This is a genomic window from Paenisporosarcina sp. OV554 (assembly GCF_003058165.1).
In the GTDB taxonomy this organism is placed as follows: domain Bacteria; phylum Bacillota; class Bacilli; order Bacillales_A; family Planococcaceae; genus Paenisporosarcina.
Genome location: NZ_QBUC01000032.1, coordinates 12,412 through 34,198, shown reverse-complemented (window position 1 = coordinate 34,198; position 21,787 = coordinate 12,412). Strand labels below are relative to the sequence as shown.

The window sequence follows — 21,787 nt, the reverse complement described above, 5'->3', positions numbered from 1 at the left end:
AATTGAATTATGTTTTGTAAGCATTGTAATCACCTCAAGATTTTATACTTCTATTATAAAAACAAAAAAGACTGTAGACAAACTCGATTTTTCGATTTTGTCTACAGTCTGAGACAGGTTCTTGGAGAACCAGTCTTTTCTTAAGTGAGGCTATTATAATAACGGTTAACACCTTGAGTCCAGTGGTTGTTCAAGCCTGTCGGATCATTGGCTGCCCCAACAGGTGCATATTTTGCTCCAATTTTGACAATCGTATCTTTCCCTTGATTTAAATAATTCTGACGTAAATTACGAGCCATATCGAAAATACTGTCTTCAACAGAGGCATAACTTCTCAGACCGTTCTTGCCCATCATGCCCGCAACATTATTTTTTTCATTGACTGCCTTTGAAGATCCATTTCCAGTTTCATGAATAGCAATTGCCGAAAGTAAACCTGGATGTATATCGTATTTCTTCCCAGCATCAATAAAATGGGAAGCCATCCCGCTCAATTTACCTTCTAAACTATTGTCCAATTTGAGAAACTGCATAGGCTTGAACTTAAAATCACTCGTATCCCCTGCAGTTGTGGAAACATCTATTTTATTGATATGTTGTATCGTTATAGGATTATATGAATTCGTCATTGGTGTAGAAAGTGACGGCGTGGTCAACTGAGTGGTTTGCGAGAAAGGTAGTGTCTCTCCCATTTGTGTACCAACTGTATCCGTATCTTCAAGATTCTCCATCATGGCAGTCATCAACATCATAAAAAAAGAGGTCGGGTTTGCTGCACCACTTATCGAATTAGCATTTCCGGTTTGGTTTAAAGCCGGCATTACCTTAGCCATTGAAGACATCGCCGTATAATAAAACCAATTGGAAGAAATAGGACTAGTCAAAAGTTCTCACACCCTTTGTTTAAATGCTTGTATGTCTATATTACAAGATAATATTGGAAAAAAGAATAGGAGAATTGTGGCAAGGGGAGATGAAAATCTTCAAACACAAATAGGGAAGACCATGACCTTTTACAGGTATGAACTTCCTTGAATTTCATCCTCTTATATCTAACTGGCTTCCAATATGAGGTCGGACAGACATTTCCATAACTTTAATACTTGAATCTTGCAGCATTTTGACCACACTTTGCCCATTCGATTCAGCTTGATTCATCGTTTTTTTCAAAATAGAAATACTTGCTTCTTGTCGGACATTCATTTGACTTAACGCCATTGATAAAGCGGCAATATCCATGGAATCCACCCCTTAATTTTCATATCTTATGAAAAAAAGAGCCTAAAAACAGGCTCCTTTTTAGTCTTATGATTAACGTAGTAATTGAAGAACAGCTTGTGGCTGTTGGTTTGCTTGCGCCAACATTGCTTGTGCTGCTTGAGAAAGAATAGAGTTCTTAGTTTGTTCCATCATTTCTTTCGCCATGTCAACGTCACGGATACGAGATTCCGCAGCTGTCAGGTTTTCAGAAGAGTTATTCAAGTTATTAATAGTATGTTCTAAGCGATTTTGGTTTGCACCAAGTCCAGAGCGAGCAACAGAAACTTTAGCTATTGCTGCATCTACCAATGCTACATCAGCGTCAAAAGTTGATCCATCTGCCGTAATACCACTTACTGTTAAGTTTGCTGAACTAAATCCTTCAGTAGCTGTTCCAGAGTCAATTGTTATTGTGTGCTGTTGACCAATATTCGCTCCGACTTGTAAATCACTAGAAAAACTTCCGTCTAGTAATTTTTTTCCGTTAAACTCAGTGCGTGATGCAATATTATCTAACTCCGTATTCAATTCTCCAATTTCCTTTTGAATAGCAGTAAGATCATCTTGTTCAAGAGTTCCTGCATTCCCAGCTTGGACTACAAGTTCACGTTGACGTTGTAAAATAGAGTGAGTTTCGTTCAATGCACCTTCAGCCGTTTGAATTACAGAAATACCATCTTGTGCATTTCGACCAGCTTGTTCTAGTCCACGAATTTGCCCACGCATTTTCTCTGAAATTGACAAACCTGCCGCGTCATCACTTGCATGGTTAATACGTAACCCTGAAGACAATTTCTCCATGCTGTTCATTTGTGCGTTGTTTGCACTGCCTAGTTGGCGGTGTGTGTTAAGTGCTGCGATGTTGTGATTGATAATCATTTTGTATTACCTCCGTGTAATGTTTTTTTGTTTTTTGCAAGAGTTCAAATCCGTTTGAACTTCCTTACACTATGTTTATCGGAGGCTGCTGAAAAATGTTTAGCGTTTCTTGAAAATATTTCTATAATTTTTTTAAAAAAATAAAAGCCCACAATATTTCTGCAGGCTTTACCAGTAAATTCACTTTTTCATATTCAAGAAATCACTCAAGTTGATGACATTTGAAGTTGCTAGTCGATTCTCTTCCTGAATCTCTAGATAGACTTCCTTCCTGTGGATGGTAATATGCTTTGGTGCTTTAAAACCGAGTTTTATTGTATCTCCTTCAATAGCAGTAACGATAATTTCAATGTCGTTATCGATTATGATGGATTCACCTTTTTTTCTTCCAAGCACTAACATATGCTACACCTGCCTTGCTACAGCTTTTTCACTGTATTGGAATAATGGCTGTTTGATTAGATAGTCTCTATTATCCAATACAACCTGCATTCCTAGTTGCTTGGTATTATTGATGATTAGAGGAGCTTTTAAATTAGTGGTTGCGTCCTTAATCTCACCTTTAGCTGTAACCGTTGTTAATACGATTGCATCAGTTGGACTCTCTAATTCAAGTCTTTCCACCATTTGCTCTTCAAGTTTAATATCATATTCCTTAAAAAAAGAGAAGGGATCGACTAAAAAAAAGTTCACTTCTTCTTTATCTATCGATTGCAAGAAGAAGAACGGTGTATCATCTTTATCATCCGCAGGGATTAATACATATTTCTTAGACTCTTCAAATCCTGGAATACCTTTATTAAAAGTGATAACACTACTATCTGCTATTTCTAGTTCACCAAAACGGGTAGTTTGAATCTTCATAAACGTCTCCCTTCATCTTGTAAAGTTTTTCTATTTCATTCTAGTACCTATTTTTACATACATTTGTTTTAGTAGACAGTAAAACTATTTTATGAAGGCTTTCTTCAGGAGGTCATATGAGAATTGAAGGGATTCTTTCCCTCAAAAAAACCATCTTCACAAATGAAGATGGTTGGAAGTACTATTGAGTATCATCAGAAACTTGCAAGAGAACCTTTTTGGATTTCCTTAAAAGCTCGATTTTATATGGATTCCCTTGTATCGTATCCTGAGTTTCTTTTGACGTCATAAAAGTTCACTCATAGCATGATAATCTTCTAGTACGATAATATTCATATTCATAGTATTCCCTTCTTTCGATAGGCATTAGCCTTCCGTATATGGTTAAATGAAAATGTATTTAGTTTGATCAAAAAGGAGAATTCATGACGTGACTAATAACTTGATGACATTCTTTCCATCTCTCCAAGTTCTTTCCGAATATCCTACTGAATTAAATGAAGATGATTATACATTCCACAATCCACAGTCCCACACTTGGATCAGTATTCGAAAAACTGAAGTTACCAACCGAGAGTATGGTCTTCTCTCATCCATCTATACCGAAATTAAATCCCGTACAGCAGTGAATGATTTAACTTCAACAAAATGGCTTAACTTTCTCAAATCTGCTGGTCCTTCTCCATTAAATGAAGCAGAGTCTGTTCGGATAATTCAACTATATTTTAAAGAAAACAATATAAACGAAGCAGATATAACTGAAGCTTGCCGAGCTTTTTTTGGAGACTCGATGCAACTTCTATTTATCTCTTCTCAAAGTGCCTATTTGATTGAAAAACAAACAACTTATTTATGCACCGTTGAAGATTTTTCTTCATTTATTGCTGCACTTGAAAGTGATTTTTATAGTAAAGCTAGACTGTATATCGGAAAATTTCAGCCTGTCAATTCTCATTTCCCTCAACATTTTTCAACAGAGAAAGATTGGTTCCTAAATAGTATAGAGAGACATCGGGCTGAGCGAATTTATACTATGGAAAATTCTTTTCCCTTTCATCTCATTCAGGAAATGTCTGAAGACATGAAACATGTCCTAGTCAAAGAAATCTTAATCCCCATTGATTATGATTTGGAACTTCTTCAGACGGTTCAGCTTTTTTTCGAGAATGGATTCAATGCATCTATTACAGCAAAGAAGCTCCATATTCACAGAAATACCCTTCAGTACCGTCTAGCAAAATTTCACAACATTACAGGCATTCCTGTGCGTCAATTTGATGGGGCACTGGTTGCTTATTGCGCTAGCTTAATTGCAGAAAAGCATTAATCCAATTTGCACTATACAGGATGTAAATTATTGTGCACATCGCCCATATCACGCGTCCACTCCTATTGTTAAGATACAAGTAATCATTTCAAAGGGGTGTTTGTATGAGTAAATTTGTGCTAGAAAACATTAACAAGGTGTATGACGGCAAGTACACTGCAGTCTCCGATTTCAACTTACATATAGAAGATCAAGAATTCATTGTTTTAGTTGGCCCATCAGGTTGTGGAAAATCAACAACTCTTCGAATGATTGCTGGACTTGAAGAAATAACATCTGGCGAATTCCGTATTGAAGGAAAAGTAGTCAATGACGTGGCTTCTAAAGATCGTGATATCGCCATGGTTTTCCAAAACTACGCTCTTTATCCTCATATGTCTGTGTACGAGAATATGGCATTCGGATTAAAACTGCGAAAATTCCCTAAAAAAGAAATTGATGACCGTGTTCAAAATGCTGCTGAGATTCTAGGTTTACCAAATTATTTAGAGAAGAAACCCAAAGCATTATCTGGTGGACAACGTCAACGTGTAGCGCTTGGCCGTGCAATTGTACGTGATGCTAAACTCTTTTTAATGGATGAACCTTTATCAAACCTAGATGCAAAATTACGAGTTCAAATGCGTGCTGAAATTGCTAAATTACATCAAAGACTAAAAACAACCACAGTGTATGTGACACACGATCAAACGGAAGCTATGACAATGGCCACTCGTCTTGTCGTAATGAAAGATGGTTTCATCCAACAAATAGGATCCCCTAAAGAGGTTTATGGATATCCCGATAATGTTTTTGTTGGGGGGTTCATTGGTTCACCTGCTATGAATTTCTTTGAAGGGAAACTAGTAGATGGTTACATTCATATTGGCCAAGTCTCTATGAAGGTTCCTCAAGACAAACTTACTCTATTAGGGGATAAAGGATACAATGGGAAAGACCTTATTCTCGGTTTGAGACCTGAACATATATATGGTGATGTGGATACTCTTGCTCATTTCCCTGATACAACAATAGAAGTGAAAGTAGAAGTGTCTGAGCTAACCGGCGCTGAGCTCATGTTGTATTCGTCACTTGAAGGACAACCATTTGTAGCCCGTATTCATGCAGATGCTACAGCTGAACCTGGGAAAGTAATGCCTCTTTCGTTTGATCTTACAAAAGCACATTTCTTCGATAAAGAAACAGAAAATCGCATTCGATAAATAGAAGCCCACGATATTGGTGGGCTTTTTTCAATGTCATTATTCTCTCCGATTTAACCGCCGAATGTCTCTGGAGCAATCGAAAGAGCACAAAAAACCAGATGGTAGGAATTAATCCTGCATCGGGTTTATCTTCTTTCCCTGTTGTTAACTAAGCGTTACGGTTACGTAGTTTATTCTACCTGTTGCAGACTGGTCCGCTGCTCTGCAGGAAGTTTATTCCCTTTCATTTTGATTTATTGCTTTTCGAGAGTTGTTTGTTCCTGTTCCCGATCGATTTCTTCCCATTCACAACCCATTTATTCCTGTTCGACAGAGCTTTATTCCCTTCCGCCCAGTTTATCCCATAAAAAAACCGATACAGGGTTGGTTCATCACCTGTATCGGTTTTTTACAAATATTTTATTTATTCAACTGTTACTGATTTCGCTAAGTTACGTGGTTTATCCACGTCACAGTCACGGTGTAGTGCAGCGTAGTAGCTGATTAATTGTAATGGTATAACCGAAACAAGTGGTGTTAGTAATGGATGCACTTTTGGTAAAACAAGTGTATCGCCTTCTTCTTCCATGCCTTCCATTGCAATAATACATGGGTTTGCTCCACGAGCTACAACTTCTTTAACGTTACCACGGATGTTTAAGCTTACTGCTTTTTGTGTCGCTAATGCGAAGATTGGCGTGCCATCTTCAATTAAAGCGATCGTCCCGTGTTTCAATTCGCCACCTGCAAAACCTTCTGCTTGGATGTACGAAATTTCTTTTAGTTTTAGTGCGCCTTCCATGCTGACACAGAAATCTAGGTTACGGCCAATGAAGAATGCATTGCGTGTTGTTGAAAGGAAGTCACGAGCGATTTGCTCCATTTCTTCTTTTGAATCAACCATCGCTTGAACAGCATTCGCCACGATACCAAGTTCTTTTACGATATCGAAATCTACTGTACGTCCTGCGTTTTCAGCAGCAACTGCAGCTGTAAGTGCAAGAACAGCGATTTGAGCTGTATATGCTTTTGTAGAAGCTACCGCAATTTCAGGTCCTGCATGTAGTAACAATGTATAATCCGCTTCACGAGAAAGCGTAGAACCTTTTACATTGGTTACAGTCAACGTAGGATGACCTAATTCTTTAATTTTCACTAATACTTGACGGCTATCTGCTGTTTCTCCAGATTGAGTAATAAACATGAATAATGGTTTTTCAGAAAGTAGTGGCATGTTGTAGCCAAATTCACTTGAAATGTGAACTTCTACTGGAATTCCCGCGATTTTCTCGAAGTATTCTTTACCAACTAATCCTGCGTGGTAACTCGTACCTGCTGCAATAATATAAAGGCGATCTGCATTATTCAATGCTGTTAAAATGCCTTCTTCAATTTCAAGCTTCCCTTGTTCATTCTGATATGCTTGGATAATTTTACGCATAACAGCCGGTTGCTCATCAATTTCTTTTAACATGTAATGTGGATACATGCCTTTTTCAATATCGCTCATATCAAGTTCTGCCGTATATGAATCACGTTTTACAACAGAGCCATCTAATTTTTGAATTTCAACAGACTCTTTTTTCACAATCACCATTTCTTGATCGTGAAGTTCTACGTATTGGTCTGTAACTTGTAACATTGCCATCGCGTCAGATGCCACTACGTTAAAGTCGTCTCCAAGACCTACTAATAACGGGCTTTTGTTTTTAGCCACATAGATAGTTTGTGCTTCTTCTGAATCTAGTAACGCGATTGCATATGAACCGTGTAACAAAGACAACGTATGACGGAAAGCTTCACCAGTTGTCACGCCTTCGTTTGAGAACTTCTCAATCAATTGCACAATAACTTCTGTGTCCGTATCAGATTTCATTTTAACGCCTGGTAAATATTCTTTTTGAAGCAAATGATAGTTTTCGATAACCCCGTTATGAACAAGTGTATAACGACCTGATTCACTTTGATGTGGATGCGCATTTAATTGGTTTGGCACTCCGTGTGTTGCCCAGCGAGTATGACCAATCCCTGTTTTTGCATGCACATCATCTTCTACTGCTTTACGCAAGTCTGCAATACGACCTTTTTCTTTGAAAATAGTTACACCATCTTCATTACGTACAGCAATACCTGCTGAATCGTAACCGCGGTATTCTAATTTCTCTAACCCTTTTAATAAAATCTCTTTTGAATCTAACTCTCCGATGTATCCTACAATTCCGCACATAATTTAAATCCTCCATTTAATAAAATCAAAATAAGCGTTCTGCAAAACGTACAGACGCTGTCGTGTGCCCTCTTCTTCCTTTAATCGCAAAATCACTTTCACGGGTTAAGAATCAGAATTACGACCGGGCATCGCGGCCGGGAGGTATCCGCCGAATCTTCGATACTCCTCCTCCTCGTCTGCTGAAGATCCGTTTCGTCCAATTTCTTCAGCTCAGGCGCTATCATTGTTTTCCTATTTTTTTGCGTGCAATCATTCGCTCCTTTAGCACGGTGACGTAGTCAGTTGTCAATGACTTACAGTTTACGCCAACATTCCTATCATACTGAATTCACGTACAAACGTCAATAAAGTACTTTACCCCATTGTATTCATAAATAACCTAGTAGTTTAGGAAATTCAGGCATCAATTCTTTAGTAGGATAAGGAGTCGATCCATTTCACCTATGGAAATGAATTTAATCGGATTTGTCATAGGTTTTATCGGCTACATGCAGCTTTTTATCGGCACGCTAAAGGTTTATTCGTCTTCACCATATAAGGATTCGATTAGAGGAACTAGTGTTTTTCTCCAGAGGAATGGTGTCCTTTTCCAAGCGAATGGTCGGAAACGTCACGTGAATGGATGAAAATCTAAGTTGAACGGATGAAAACCCACATTGAGTGGGCACAAAGCAATCTCAGAATTCGAAGGTGTAGTTCGAAAAAACTTATACTTTCTTACATAACAAAAAGAGCCGCATCACTGCGACTCTTCACAAACCTGTAATAGCTCCAAAGACTAATGCCAAGGCAATGATAAATGCTGGATGTAATTTCACTTTTTCCAATAACACAAAACTCACTACCATTACTATTAATGTATAGGCAATACCTATGCCTTCAACTGATTCTTGTGCAAATTGAATCGTCATAAAGGCGAGTAAAATCGCAATAACCGGTCTAATGACTTTCGTTAAGTTTTTCACTTCAGGCTCATCTTTGTATTTCATCAAAATTGCCATCATGAAGACCATTAGGATTAAAGAAGGAGCAACCGTCGCAATCATTGCGACAATGGATCCCAGTATACCCGCTTCAGTGTACCCAATATAACCTGCCATCTTCGTAGCTATTGGACCAGGTAATGAATTGCCAATCGCGACTACTTCACTAAATTCTTGCGTAGACATCCATTCATAATTCCCTACCACTTCATGTTCAACTAGCGGAATGGAAGCTGGTCCTCCACCATAACCCAATATGCCTGGGATAAAGAAAGCTAAAAACAAATGCCAATAAATCATGCTTTTTTCCTCCTTTTTAATAGAGGGGAAAAGACTGCTAAGATACAACCCAAAATAACAATGGCCGGATGGATATGCAAAGCTTCTATCAGAATAGCTGACAGTGCCAAAAGCATAATAGCACGCATCCAACCGAGCGTTTCACCAGATTTTTTAATAAAGTCCCATGTTAAAACAGCAAGCATTACTGCAACAACTGGCACTACAGTCGCAGACATATGTTGTACCCACGGAATGTCTTTATACGTTTGAAGCAATCCAAGAAAGACAATCATTAGCACAACTGTCGGGATAGCGGATGCCAGAAGAGCATTAAGTAAACCCCATATCCCCGCAACTCGATAGCCTATATATCCTGCCATTTTAGTCGCGATCGGACCTGGTAATGTATTTGCTAGAGCAAGGGTGTCCCCGAATTCATCATCTGTCATCCATCCATATTTTTTTACTACTTCTTGATGAACCAACGGAATTGAGGAAGGTCCTCCGCCAAATCCAAGCATACCAATTCGAAAAAAAGCCAAGCAGATATTACGGTGAAGAACACGTCCTGGACGTGCGGAGCTGTTCTTCGGTATCGTACGTACTACCAAGCAGCTATGGTTCCGTCAGTTCGGGATTCTGTACCGCCTTGCAGCACGCCCGTTTCGGGATTCCGCCAAATGATTTGTCCACGTCCAAAGCTACCACCGTCCGATGTAACTTGTATGTCATGTCCTTTTCTAACCAAGTTCTGCACCAAATAATTCGGAAACTCCGGTTCGACGTGGACCGTCTTCCCCTTCATCCACTGCCATCGAGGCATATCCAATGTCGCTTGCGGATTTAATAAGAAATCCACTGTATTGGTTACTACTTGGAAGTGGCCCTGGGGTTGCATATATCCTCCCATAACACCAAACGGCCCAACTGCTTGACCATCCTTCGTAAGAAAACCTGGAATGATGGTATGATACGTTCTCTTTCCTGGTTTCAAGACATTCGGGTGTGTTTCGTCAAGTGAAAAATCATGTCCACGGTTTTGTAAACCAATGCCAGTGCCTGGCACTACGATACCTGAACCAAAGCCCATATAATTACTTTGGATATAAGAAACCATATTTCCTTCATCATCAGCTACCGCTAAATATACCGTGCCACCCTTTGGCAGTTCATAAGGTTGTGGGTTACTTGCGGTATCTTCGATGACACCCGCACGGTTTTCTGCGTATTCTTCAGATAGTAAATGTTCAACGCTTACTGGCATTGCTTCAGGTTCCGTAATAAACGCTTGGCCGTCTGTGAAAGCCAATTTCATTGCTTCAATCTGTTGATGGAATGTGTCTGCATCTTGCCAAGCTGGTTTGTCTAATTGTTTAAAAACATTTAACGCCATAAGCGCTACCATGCCTTGTCCATTTGGTGGAATTTCCCACACATCATATCCACGATAATTCGCAGACACTGGTTTAACCCATTGTGGTTTGTATGTAGCTAAATCTTCTTTTGTTAAGTACCCGTCATGTTTTTTAAAATACGCATCTATTTTATCTGCAATTTCGCCTTCATAGAAATCGCGTGCGTTTGTTTCTCCGATTGCGCGTAGCGTTTTTGCATGACCTGGAGAAGACCATACTTCTCCTACTTCAGGCGCTCGACCGTTTGGTGCAAATGTTTCAAACCATGATGCGAATTCTTCTGTTGTAAAGGTTTCTTTGAATTTTTTATATGCTGCTTTCCAGTACTTACCGAGAATTGGTGTTAATGGGTAGCCTTCTTCGGCGTAACGAATTGCTGGAACAAGTACTTCTTTTAACGGTAACTTTCCGAATTTCTGTGAAAGCTCTGCCCAAGCAGACGGTACACCAGGAACCGTGACAGGAATCACACCAAATACAGGCATTTTTTCATGTCCTTTTTGACGGATGGCTTCAGCAGAAATCGATTGTGGCGCAGGACCAGAGGCATTGAGACCATGTAGCTTATCCTTTGTCCATACAAGTGCGAATGCATCGCCGCCAATTCCGTTAGAAGTTGGTTCAACTACTGTCAATGCTGCAGCTGTCGCAATCGCTGCGTCAATTGCATTGCCACCTTTCTGCAAAATTTCAAGACCTGCTTGTGCTGCTAGTGGCTGCGATGTTGCGACCATGCCTTTCTTCGCGAATACGGTGTGACGTTTCCCTGCAAATGGGTGGTGTAAGTAATCCATGATGATCCCCCTCAATTTCGATTGGTACATTGTATATGATTAAATTTTGGTACCTGCAAAATGACAAGCCGCAAAGTGCGCCGGTTCAATTTCTTGCCAAGCTGGTTTGTCTACCATACACACTTCTTGTGCAATGGGACAACGCGTGTGAAACGGACAGCCGGTTGGCGGGTTTGCCGGGTTTGGCAAATCACCTTCCAAGCGAATGCGTTTTTTATTGGTGTGAACAGATGGTCTTGGAATTGCCGATAAAAGGGCTTGCGTGTATGGATGTAATGGGTTCGCAAATAATTCTTTTACAGTTCCCAATTCCACAGTGTTACCCAGGTACATAACTAAAACACGATCACAAAAATAACGAACAACACCTAAATCATGTGAAATAAACAAATAGGATAGTTGGTATTTTTCTTGTAATGTCTTCAATAATTTTAACACTTGTGCTTGTACAGAAACATCCAGCGCAGATACTGCTTCATCACATATGACAAACGAAGGATTTAAGGCAATCGCACGGGCAATTCCAATACGTTGTCTTTGGCCTCCACTAAATTCATGAGGATATCTGTCAAAGTGCTCTTCTTTTAATCCTACTTCATGAAGCAGATCCAACACACTTGCACGTTTTTCTTTTGCAGACATGTTTGTATGCATTGTAAATACTTCTTCTAGTGCATGCCCAATACGTTGACGTGGATTTAGTGAAGCATATGGGTCTTGGAAGATCATCTGCATTTCTTTGACGAATTTCAATTTTTCTTTGCGTTTTAAATCTTGAATTTCTTCATTCCTAAAGTGGATTTTCCCTTCAGTCAACTCTTCAAGCCCTAGGATGGCACGACCAAGTGTCGATTTCCCACAGCCAGATTCTCCAACTACACCTAAACTTTCACCTTCATATAATTGAAGTGACACATCTTCGACGGCCTTTACGTGTCCTTGATCACGTTTTAAAATGCCACCTTTAATAGGAAAGTACTTTTTAACACCTTTTAACTCGAGGAGTATTTTTTGATCAGATTTGGGCGACAAGGTGACCATGTTTTACCTCCTCCACTTCTTCATGTAACCAACAACTCACAACATGCCCTTCTTCTGTTGAGAATTCAGGCGGCGCAATTTCACGACATTTATCGGTCGCAAATTTACAACGTGGATGGAAACGACATCCTTGAATTTGTTCGGTCAAACTAGGTAGAGATCCTGGTATTGGCTCTAATTCAAAATCCGGGTCATCGATATTTGGTACTGAATTTAGCAGTCCAATTGTATAAGGGTGTTTGGGATTATCAAATATTTCAGTTACAGTGCCTTCTTCAACTTTTTTCCCGGCATACATAACCATCACTCGATCAGCTACTTCAGCTACAACCCCCATGTCATGCGTAACCATCATGACACCCATGTTTAGTTTCTCTTTTAACTCATTAATTAAATCCAAAATCTGAGCTTGAATGGTTACATCCAAAGCGGTTGTTGGTTCGTCTGCTATTAATAATCCTGGATGACAAGCAAGAGCCATGGCAATCATGACACGCTGGCGCATCCCTCCACTCAGCTCATGGGGATATTGATTCATTCTTTTTTCAGGATACGGAATTCCGACTTGTTTTAACAACTCAATCCCTTGTTTGGTTGCGGCACTTTTACTAACTTTATAATGAAGAATTAATGGTTCGCGTAATTGATACCCAACAGTTAATACTGGGTTTAATGCCGTCATTGGCTCTTGGAATATCATGGATATTTTCGTTCCACGCATTTTTCTTAATTCTTCATATGGCAAATTATGAATTGGCTTTCCTTCGTATTTCACTTCTCCGCTTGCAATCTTTCCATTACTCGGGAGCAATCCAATTACGGAAAGTGAAGTAATACTCTTCCCACAACCCGATTCACCAACTATACATAATGTCTCACCTTTCGCAATGGAAAAGGAGACATCCCGTACAGCTTGAACGTTGCCGTCAGCTGTACGGAATTCAGTTACTAAATTGTTCACTTCTAATAATGTCTCCTGCATGGTTCACCCTACTTCCCAGTAACGTTTGTCAAACTCCATTTACCGTTTGGATCTAATTCAAGTCCTGTATATGCTTTATCCATTGCGGCTGTTACAATCCCGTGATACATAACAACTGCTGCATTGTCCTCAAGCATTAATTTATTTGCTTTGTCCAAAATCACTTCACGCTCTTCTTGATCAATAGTGGTACGAGATTCAACAACTAATTTGTCAAACTCAGGATTTTTGTATTGAGCACGGTTTGATGTCCCCGCATTGTCGCTGTGGAAGTTTGGATAAAACATTTCTGATCCGTCACCCGTCACATTTGACCAGCTTAAGAACGTAATATCGTATTGCCCACTTCTTGCAGTGTCAAGGAAGGTTGCCCATTCCAATGACTCAATTTCAACTTTAAACCCAGCTTCCGTTAATTGTGCTTGCACGATTTCTGCCATTAATGTGAAGGTACCACGATTAGCCGTTAACAACTTAATTGGTTTATCACCATAGCCATTCTTCTCAACCAATGCTTTCGCTGCTTCTAAATCATAAGCAGATCCAGCGTTGTCGGCCGATTCATCATAGCCAAACACCTGCGGTCCTAAGATACTATCACTACGAACGCCTAATCCATTTAATTTTGAAATGAATGCGTCACGGTCAATTGCGGCTGCAACTGCTTTACGGAACTCAGGATCTTGGTTCATTTCTTTTGAATGATTAAAAGTTAAATAGTATACAGGTGTGCCATCCGTTTTTTCAACATTAACGTTTTGCATAGACTCTAAGCGTTTCATTTGTTCTGGTGGTAAGTTATCAATAAATTGAACTTCTCCTGCTTCCAGCATGGAGATGGCAGTAGAAACTTCGGGTACCACTTTAAACACGACATGCTTAAGTGCAGGTGCACCATTCCAGTACTCTTCATTTGCTTCTAATTCAACTTGATCTCCAGGTGTCCAGCTTACGAATTTAAATGGACCAGTTCCAACTGGATCTTTCATTAAATCTTGTGCTTGGTCAGCTGTTGGACTGATTATTGCTGCATTTGAATGTGAAAGAGCCGCTAAAAATACTCCGTACGGATATTTTGTTTTAATTTCTAAAGTGTTCTCGTCTATTACCGTAATTGTATCGACTGGCTCAAGTAGTGATGCACGAGGTGCTGCTGTAGCCGGGTCGCGTAATTTATCAAACGTGTATTTTACTGCTTCTGCATTAAAAGGTGTTCCATCATGGAACTTGATCCCTTCTTTTAATTTAAATACCCATGTTAAATCATCTTTGATTTCATATGACTCTGCTAATTTTGGTTCGATTTCCTTTGTTTCCGGGTTACGCGCAAACAGTGTATCGTATACATGTTCGATTACGTTAGCTGACATCGAATCGTTCGTTAACGTTGGCGATAAACCAACAGCATCTGAAGTTGTTGCAAACGTAAATGTCTCACTGCTTGCAGCAGGACCTTCATCTTTAGAACCGTCTGAATTTTTAGGAGCCGATGCCGATTCCCCTGAACACGCTGCTAATACAAGCATTGCGATTAACATGATTGAGTACCATACTGTTTTCTTCACTATTCTTCCCCCTGGTCATTTAGTTTAATTAATATCCATATTTGGATCTAGTGCATCTCTTAATCCATCCCCCACTACATTAAAAGCAAAAACCGTTAACATGATGGCGATACCCGGAATGATAGTTAAGTGTGGTGATGTCCACATATAGTTTTGTCCTACTGCAATCATAGCTCCCCACTCTGGAGTTGGTGGTTGCGCACCTAAGCCAAGATAACTTAGTGAGGCTGTTGATAATATGGCTGTTGCCATACGCATTGTAGCAAACACGATGATTGGCGCCATTGCATTGGGTAAAATGTGACGAATCATAATGCGGAAATCTGATGCTCCCAAGGATTTCATAGCCATGATATACTCTTTTTGCTTAATGGAAAGAACAGAACCTCTGACAATCCGAGCACATGTAGGAATAGACCAAATACTTATAGCGATTGCAACGTTCACTAAATTTGTTCCTAGAATAGCAATGATTAACATGGCTAACAAAATTCCTGGAAACGAAAACAGTAAATCGACGATTCTCATGATGATGCCATCAAGTTTTTTATAATAACCACCTAGCAGACCAAGCGTTACGCCCCCAAGTAATCCTAAAGACACGGCCGTGATTCCCACTAATAAGGAAATTCGTGCTCCGTAGACAATTCGGGACCAGACGTCTCGCCCATAATTATCAGTTCCTAACCAATGATTTTCTGAGAACATCGGCAACTCGCTTTTCACTAAGTTTTGGTGTATCGGATCATGAGTAGAGATAACGGGTGCAAAAATGGCCATTCCAATTTGCAGAATAATGATAACCATTCCAGCCACTGCTAATTTATTCTTCAACAATCTCTTTAAAGTGGTTACATAAACTTTTTCTTTCTTCTTAACTACTGATGTTTTTAAATCGGTTGTTAATACAGCGTTCGTCATGTGGGCCTCCTTTCATCAGTCGTAACTGATACGTGGATCGATAAATGTATATACAATATCTACAATCAAATTCACAACTACAAATAATGTAGCTACCAATAATACTGACCCTTGAACCATTGGGAAGTCTCTCATTGCGATTGAATCAATCATTAACCTGCCAACTCCATTTATCGCGAATACTTTTTCAGTGATAATCGTTCCACCTAGTAAGAATCCAAAGTTTAAACCGATAACTGTAATGACTGGTATCATTGCATTTTTCAAGGTGTGAATCCAAATAACATTGCGTTCCTTCACACCTTTCGCTCGCGCCGTCCTTACGTAATCTGCCTTTATTACTTCTAGCATTGAGGACCTCGCCATGCGGGCAATCATTGCCGCTGAACCAGTACCGAGTGTGATGGCTGGAAGAACTAGTTGTTTAAGTCCTTCAACAGTATAGAAAGGATCCGACAATCCACCGACCGGAAGCCACTGCAGATTCACTGCAAACACGAGAATTAATAGTGCCCCAAGCCAAAAGTTAGGAATTGAGATACCTGCAAGTGCAAACGTGGTGGATGTTACATCAAGCCAGGAATTATGTTTTAGTGCTGATATTAAACCAGCGAAGATTCCTATTATGACTGCGACAATCATACTTGCAATTGCTAGTTTTAAGGTATTTGGGAAACGAACAGCAATTGCTTCAGAAACAGTTTGTTTCGTTTGATATGAATACCCAAAATCTCCTTGTGCAGCATTTTTCAAATACTTTCCATATTGAACTAAGAATGGATCATTTAAACCAAGATTATCCCGAATGGCTTCTAGATCTGATTCCGTTGCAGTGGGTCCACCTACCATCGTTGCTGGATCTCCAGGAGCTATATACATGGATGAAAATACAAGAAATGAAATACCCAGTAATAAAAATACAAGTTGTATGCCCCTTCGGACAATCAAAGCTATCATTTACTCCCCTACCTTCTTACATTTGTTAATCTATTTTCTTTATTTGATTAACAAATGTTTGTTATTTATTAATTGTGATTATAGAGCATAGATATATATAAATATATAGTAATATTCAAATAAATTAAATTTTATTGATTTTTTAATTCTTTTCGCTTTTATTTCATGTCTTTTTACTTACATATCGTAATGTTATTATGAAAAAAATCAACAAAATGGTATGAATTGCACACTTCTTTTCCAGAAGCGTTTTCAATCATTTCGTAGATAGAAATTTCTACACAAAGAGACCCTTACATTCCTTTAGAAATGTAAGGGTCTCTTTGTAATTATAATTTCAAGCCACTTCTACTCTTAAATCGCCTTAGTAATATATGACTCTCAACACGCGTAATTCCACCTAAAGCATACAATTCTTCGTTAATAAATTTCTCTAAATTGGAGAAGTCATCGACCAGTACATGCATATGTAAAGTAGATGGACCCGTCATTTGATAACAACTCGCTACACTCGGATTATCAGCAAGTTTTTCAGCAACCTCCACTAATGAAGAAGGTTCACAGTCTACTTCAAAAAATCCTGAAACACTTTTCCCAACTTTTTCAGAATTGATGACCACCGTAAAACGCTCGATTACACCCGTTTCTTGCAATTGATGCACGCGTTCTCGAACAGCTACTCTTGATAAGTTAAGTTCTTTACCTATATCGACATACGATAAGCGTCCATTTGCAGTTAATAATTCTAAAATACGTTTATCTGTATCATCTAAACGCATATTACACCCACTTTCTACCATTATATAGGTATTATACGAAAACATTTTACAAATAGAAAGTAAAATAATAAATAATCTTACAACTTGTTTTTATTTTTCCAGATATTCAAACAAAAAGACATATCTTATCAGTAAGAAAGAAAAAAAGAACCAGCTTCTAAAAGAAGCTAGTTCCATAAAAAATTATTCAGCTAATCCCATTTCACTACGCACAACTTCAGCGATGCGCTCTACATAACGTTCGCAATCTTCTTTTGTTGATGCCTCAACCATTACACGTACTAATGGTTCTGTACCAGATGGACGTACAAGGATACGGCCATTTCCAGCCATTTCTTTTTCTACTTCATCAATGACTGTTGCTACATGAGCATTGTCCGTCACACCATGTTTGTCCGTCACACGAACATTTACAAGTTTCTGTGGGAATATCGTCATTTCAGCAGCAAGCTCAGATAACTTTTTGCCTGTAATTTTCATAATGTTAACGAGTTGGAGACCTGATAATAAGCCATCACCAGTTGTATTGTAATCTAAGAACACGATGTGTCCAGATTGTTCTCCACCTAAGTTGTAGCCATTCTTTTTCATTTCTTCGACCACATATCGATCACCAACGGCTGTTTTCACGCTTGTCATACCTTGTGATTCAAGTGCTTTATAGAAGCCCATATTACTCATTACTGTTGATACAACAGTGTCTTTATTCAAGCGACCTTCTTTGTTCAAGTGTTTTGCACAAATATACATAATCTGATCGCCATCAACTATCTGACCTTTTTCATCTACCGCAATCAAGCGATCTCCATCACCATCAAAAGCAAGCCCAACATGAGCTCCTTTATCAACTACAAATTTAGCTAATACTTCAGGATGAGTGGAGCCTACACCTTCATTTATATTCAAACCGTTTGGTGACGCACCCATTGTGGAAAGGTCCGCATCCAAATCAGCAAATACGTGTGTTGCTAATGATGACGTTGCCCCGTGTGCACAGTCTAATGCAACATGAATGCCAACGAAATCTTCATCTAGAGTTTGTTTTAAGTAACTAATATATTTTTGTCCACCTTCAAAATAATCAGTTACAGAGCCTAAATTGCTTCCAACTGGTCTTGGCAGTTCATCAGTTTCCGCATCAATAAATGCTTCTATCTCAGCTTCTTGTTCATCTGAAAGTTTGAAACCATCTGAACCAAAGAATTTAATCCCGTTATCAGCAACTGGATTGTGAGAAGCAGAAATCATAACGCCCGCTTCTGCGCTCATCACACGTGTTAAGTAAGACACACCAGGAGTACTAATTACACCTAAACGCATGACTTCTGCACCGACAGATAATAGACCTGCCACAAGTGCACCTTCTAGCATATGTCCAGAAATTCGTGTGTCCCGACCGATTAACACTTTCGGACGATTCGTTGCACCTTTTGTTAATACATACCCACCGATACGACCTAATTTAAATGCTAGTTCTGGTGTTAGTTCACTATTAGCTACGCCTCTTACTCCGTCAGTTCCAAAATATTTACCCATATATATACTCTCTCCTTCAAATCCAAACTTAAGTTCTTACACTATCAACAGTGACGGAAGGTATTCCTACCGTCCATGTCACCATTTCAGGACTTTATACATGATATCAAACACATTTCTCACCGTTCTGGCTTCGTTTGTATCTACATAATTTTAAAAACTCTTTACATTCAATGCATCAAGAATCAGATTCTGATCTCGAACATTTGGCTCTACTGTTTAAGGGGAGCCATCTGTATTAGGCTCTTTATCAGGAGCTGGTGTAACATCTGCTTCCACTTCTATTTGTGACTCAGAAGTTTTAGAAACCCCTTTAGGCAGCGGGATTTTTACTTTAAGCTGTTTCGAATCCTCTAATTTACTGATATCAACGTCTACAATAATAACGCTTAAATCATCTATTGCTGCACGATTTCCATAAACACGTACATTTCCAAACGATGGGCTTAGCTCATTAATTGTAACGCCTTCTTTGGGTTTCCCAGTTTGCCTTAGAGTGATTGGTACTTCTTTGCTATATTCTTCGATTTCAACCGTCACGTTTACTTGTTCTGGTTCGATGGCGACATTTAATTTCGATAAATCCTTATCCAGTACCTTCACACTTGCTTCTTGTGTAAATGTTTTATCGATCCCTTGATCCCCTGAAACTGTCGCTTTAACAAAGCTAATACTATCAATAACGCTCTTCGCACCAGTTATTTGCACACGTTGAGGATCCGATTTCATAGTAGTCACCACAAAGCTTTCAGCTAGTAATCGATCATTAAATTCAGGTTCTATAACTAATTCTCGAGTTATTTTCTCTTCAATATTAACTTCAATATAAGAAGGATCCAAAGTGACTTGTAGCCGGTCTGACACGTTTTCAGCTTGAAGCATGACATTGTGTTCTCCCATATTCATCGAGCGTAAATCCACAAAGACAGTAAAATCTTGCAACTGTTTTGCCGTTTGCACATCGGATGTAGGTCCTTCTATCGTCATGTCCACGGTTTCAGGAACGCCCGTGACTACTAAGTTGTCATCGTCATAATATACTTCTACCGGCACATCACGAATAATATCCGTCTTATTTCCGTTAGTCGCTGCGTTTAAGTTTTCTTCATCAGACTTAATCGTTAAGAACAAAAGCATGGCGAGTAGTAGCGCTGTGATTCTCAAAAACCACGGGCTATCCATCATTTTATCCATTCTTTTTCCCCCTCCATGTCCATTTAGAATTGCTTACAAGTTCAGGTTCTGGTCCGAACCACACTTTACGTAAGCGTTTTTCAAATTCTTCAATGGATAGATTTCGGTGAAGGTCTCCGTTTGATGTTAAACTCACTGCACCGGTTTCTTCAGAAACGATAATCGTGATCGCATCGGTTACTTCGCTTATACCAAGCGCAGCACGGTGACGAGTTCCAAGTTCTTTTGAAATAAACGGACTTTCGGATAACGGCAAATAACAAGCGGCTGCCGCTATTTTATTTTTTTGCATAATGACCGCTCCATCATGAAGTGGCGTATTCGGTATGAAGATATTAATCAATAATTCCGAAGTAATTTCAGAGTTCATTTGAATTCCAGTTTCAATATAATCACTTAAACCTGTTTCGCGTTCAATTGAAATCAACGCACCAATACGGCGTTTTGCCATATAACTTACAGATTTCGTTATCGCTTCTATTAAACGATTTTGCTCTTCCGCTTCTTGAAGGCTTGTGCGGGCAAATAACTTGCCTCGTCCAATTTGTTCGAGGGCGCGTCTTAGCTCGGGCTGGAAAATAATAATAACGGCAAGGAAACCCCAGTCAATGATTTTTTGCATCATCCAACCAAGTGTATCCAAACCAAACGTTTGCGTTAGCACCCGAACAATTATAATTACAAAGATTCCTTTTAATAGCTGGACCGCTTTCGTTCCTTTTATTAAAGTGAAAATTTTATAAATGACAAACCACACGAGTAGCACATCAAGTATATTAACGAGCACGTTTACCGGCGTCAAATCTGTGAATTGGTCAATAAACGGCATGTGGCATCCCCCACTTTTCTTCACGTATTCATATGAAATCAGTATAACATAAGGTCCAGTACTCTGCTTTACCATAAGAGAAAAGCACAAAGCACCCGAAAAAAATAAGCCTTCCTTTTTCGGAGAGACTTATTTTTCTGCTTTATCAAAAGACGACATAATCTCTTTCGTTATTGATTTCATTTTGTACCAGAGCCAATCAAATACTTGATTAATTTCTTCTATTTCCCCAGTTACATTAGCTGTTGACGCCGTATATTGCGTTCCATTGATAACCGTTACATCGCCATTGACATCTCCATCAATTTGAAGATCGCCATTTTTAACCACAATGTCTCCATTTACCGTTTCACCAGCTGGAACAATTACTCTTTCTCCTTCAACCACAATATTCGGTTGTTTTGTAAAAGAGAACTGTTGATCATCATTAAAACTGCTAAATAAAGATGCACTCATTAAAATCATGAACAAGGCCGCTGCCGTCAGTAACGGGTGGCTATGGAACCAGCGTTTCATTCCTACTTGAGAGGTTTCTTTCGGCATACGTGCAATAACGCCTTCTACAAAACCACTTGGTGCTGTTATATGTGAAGCGCTCTGAACGAACACAGCGACTTTACTTAATTCATTCATATGTTGCTGACAAGTTGTACAACTCGTCAAATGTGCCTGAAGCTCCAGCTCATGTTCACGACTAATGTCACCGTCTAAATGTTCATGCATATAGTGAACGATATGATCTGGGCAGTTATTCATTGTAAACCC

General features: G+C 39.2%; 21 protein-coding genes. 2 read left to right on the top strand and 19 right to left on the bottom strand.

All coding sequences use genetic code 11. The annotated features are described in order from the left end of the window. Positions 1 to 140: 140 nt before the first annotated feature. From C8K15_RS18285 to fliW, 5 genes are all read right to left on the bottom strand, one after another. A complete protein-coding gene (locus C8K15_RS18285) occupies positions 141 to 884 on the bottom strand; it encodes a glucosaminidase domain-containing protein (protein ID WP_108587852.1) in 744 nt (247 codons plus the stop codon). Between the two features lie 154 nt (positions 885 to 1,038). After that, positions 1,039 to 1,239, bottom strand: a complete 201-nt coding sequence (locus C8K15_RS18280) for a YjfB family protein (protein WP_108587851.1) — start codon at positions 1,237 to 1,239, stop codon at positions 1,039 to 1,041. 72 nt (positions 1,240 to 1,311) lie between these two features. After that, a complete protein-coding gene (gene hag, locus C8K15_RS18275; protein WP_108587850.1) occupies positions 1,312 to 2,139 on the bottom strand; it encodes a flagellin Hag in 828 nt (275 codons plus the stop codon). A 180-nt stretch (positions 2,140 to 2,319) separates the two neighbouring features. Continuing rightward, positions 2,320 to 2,541 (bottom strand): carbon storage regulator CsrA, encoded by a 222-nt coding sequence (csrA, locus tag C8K15_RS18270; RefSeq protein WP_108587849.1) that lies wholly within the window; start codon positions 2,539 to 2,541, stop codon positions 2,320 to 2,322. A gap of 3 nt (positions 2,542 to 2,544) precedes the next feature. Then, on the bottom strand, positions 2,545 to 3,003 hold the full coding sequence (fliW, locus tag C8K15_RS18265) for a flagellar assembly protein FliW (protein ID WP_108587848.1): 459 nt from the start codon (positions 3,001 to 3,003) through the stop codon (positions 2,545 to 2,547). A 430-nt stretch (positions 3,004 to 3,433) separates the two neighbouring features. On the opposite strand from fliW, the gene C8K15_RS18260 reads away from it, so the two are divergent. Both C8K15_RS18260 and C8K15_RS18255 read left to right on the top strand, forming a co-directional pair. After that, a complete protein-coding gene (locus tag C8K15_RS18260) occupies positions 3,434 to 4,330 on the top strand; it encodes a PucR family transcriptional regulator (protein WP_108587847.1) in 897 nt (298 codons plus the stop codon). A gap of 104 nt (positions 4,331 to 4,434) precedes the next feature. Further along, positions 4,435 to 5,532: an ABC transporter ATP-binding protein gene (locus tag C8K15_RS18255; RefSeq protein ID WP_108587846.1), complete on the top strand. Its 1,098-nt coding sequence runs from the start codon at positions 4,435 to 4,437 to the stop codon at positions 5,530 to 5,532. A 406-nt stretch (positions 5,533 to 5,938) separates the two neighbouring features. On the opposite strand, the gene glmS is transcribed toward C8K15_RS18255, so the two are convergent. The 14 genes from glmS to C8K15_RS18180 form a co-directional block, all read right to left on the bottom strand. After that, positions 5,939 to 7,741, bottom strand: a complete 1,803-nt coding sequence (gene glmS / locus C8K15_RS18250; RefSeq protein WP_108587845.1) for a glutamine--fructose-6-phosphate transaminase (isomerizing) — start codon at positions 7,739 to 7,741, stop codon at positions 5,939 to 5,941. A gap of 755 nt (positions 7,742 to 8,496) precedes the next feature. Then, positions 8,497 to 9,027: a chromate transporter gene (locus C8K15_RS18240; RefSeq protein WP_108587843.1), complete on the bottom strand. Its 531-nt coding sequence runs from the start codon at positions 9,025 to 9,027 to the stop codon at positions 8,497 to 8,499. Then, entirely contained in the window at positions 9,024 to 9,551 is a 528-nt protein-coding gene (locus C8K15_RS18235) for a chromate transporter (RefSeq protein ID WP_255421152.1), read from the bottom strand. Before C8K15_RS18235 ends, C8K15_RS18240 begins: the two co-directional genes overlap by 4 nt. A gap of 62 nt (positions 9,552 to 9,613) precedes the next feature. Beyond that, positions 9,614 to 11,218 carry a gamma-glutamyltransferase family protein gene (locus C8K15_RS18230; protein ID WP_108587841.1) on the bottom strand — a complete coding sequence of 535 codons (1,605 nt, stop codon included), beginning with the start codon at positions 11,216 to 11,218 and terminating at the stop codon, positions 9,614 to 9,616. 39 nt (positions 11,219 to 11,257) lie between these two features. Next, positions 11,258 to 12,259 (bottom strand): ABC transporter ATP-binding protein, encoded by a 1,002-nt coding sequence (locus tag C8K15_RS18225; protein WP_108587840.1) that lies wholly within the window; start codon positions 12,257 to 12,259, stop codon positions 11,258 to 11,260. Beyond that, positions 12,234 to 13,241 carry an ABC transporter ATP-binding protein gene (locus C8K15_RS18220; RefSeq protein WP_108587839.1) on the bottom strand — a complete coding sequence of 336 codons (1,008 nt, stop codon included), beginning with the start codon at positions 13,239 to 13,241 and terminating at the stop codon, positions 12,234 to 12,236. The genes C8K15_RS18225 and C8K15_RS18220 overlap by 26 nt, the downstream gene beginning before the upstream one ends. Before the next feature lie 8 nt (positions 13,242 to 13,249). Further along, positions 13,250 to 14,806, bottom strand: coding sequence for a glutathione ABC transporter substrate-binding protein (locus C8K15_RS18215; RefSeq protein WP_199224141.1), 1,557 nt, complete (start codon positions 14,804 to 14,806; stop codon positions 13,250 to 13,252). 24 nt (positions 14,807 to 14,830) lie between these two features. After that, positions 14,831 to 15,727 carry an ABC transporter permease gene (locus tag C8K15_RS18210; RefSeq protein ID WP_108587838.1) on the bottom strand — a complete coding sequence of 299 codons (897 nt, stop codon included), beginning with the start codon at positions 15,725 to 15,727 and terminating at the stop codon, positions 14,831 to 14,833. 15 nt (positions 15,728 to 15,742) lie between these two features. Beyond that, positions 15,743 to 16,684: a nickel ABC transporter permease gene (nikB, locus tag C8K15_RS18205; RefSeq protein ID WP_108587837.1), complete on the bottom strand. Its 942-nt coding sequence runs from the start codon at positions 16,682 to 16,684 to the stop codon at positions 15,743 to 15,745. Between the two features lie 329 nt (positions 16,685 to 17,013). Beyond that, positions 17,014 to 17,463 carry an Lrp/AsnC family transcriptional regulator gene (locus C8K15_RS18200; protein ID WP_108587836.1) on the bottom strand — a complete coding sequence of 150 codons (450 nt, stop codon included), beginning with the start codon at positions 17,461 to 17,463 and terminating at the stop codon, positions 17,014 to 17,016. A gap of 183 nt (positions 17,464 to 17,646) precedes the next feature. After that, entirely contained in the window at positions 17,647 to 18,999 is a 1,353-nt protein-coding gene (gene glmM / locus C8K15_RS18195) for a phosphoglucosamine mutase (RefSeq protein ID WP_108587835.1), read from the bottom strand. A 219-nt stretch (positions 19,000 to 19,218) separates the two neighbouring features. Next, positions 19,219 to 20,193, bottom strand: coding sequence for a CdaR family protein (locus C8K15_RS18190; protein WP_108587834.1), 975 nt, complete (start codon positions 20,191 to 20,193; stop codon positions 19,219 to 19,221). Then, on the bottom strand, positions 20,186 to 21,022 hold the full coding sequence (gene cdaA, locus C8K15_RS18185; RefSeq protein WP_108587833.1) for a diadenylate cyclase CdaA: 837 nt from the start codon (positions 21,020 to 21,022) through the stop codon (positions 20,186 to 20,188). Before cdaA ends, C8K15_RS18190 begins: the two co-directional genes overlap by 8 nt. Positions 21,023 to 21,151: 129 nt before the next feature. Then, the gene (locus tag C8K15_RS18180; protein WP_108587832.1) at positions 21,152 to 21,778 is read right to left on the bottom strand and encodes an anti-sigma factor family protein; all 627 of its coding nucleotides are present in this window, start codon (positions 21,776 to 21,778) and stop codon (positions 21,152 to 21,154) included. Positions 21,779 to 21,787: the final 9 nt, after the last annotated feature.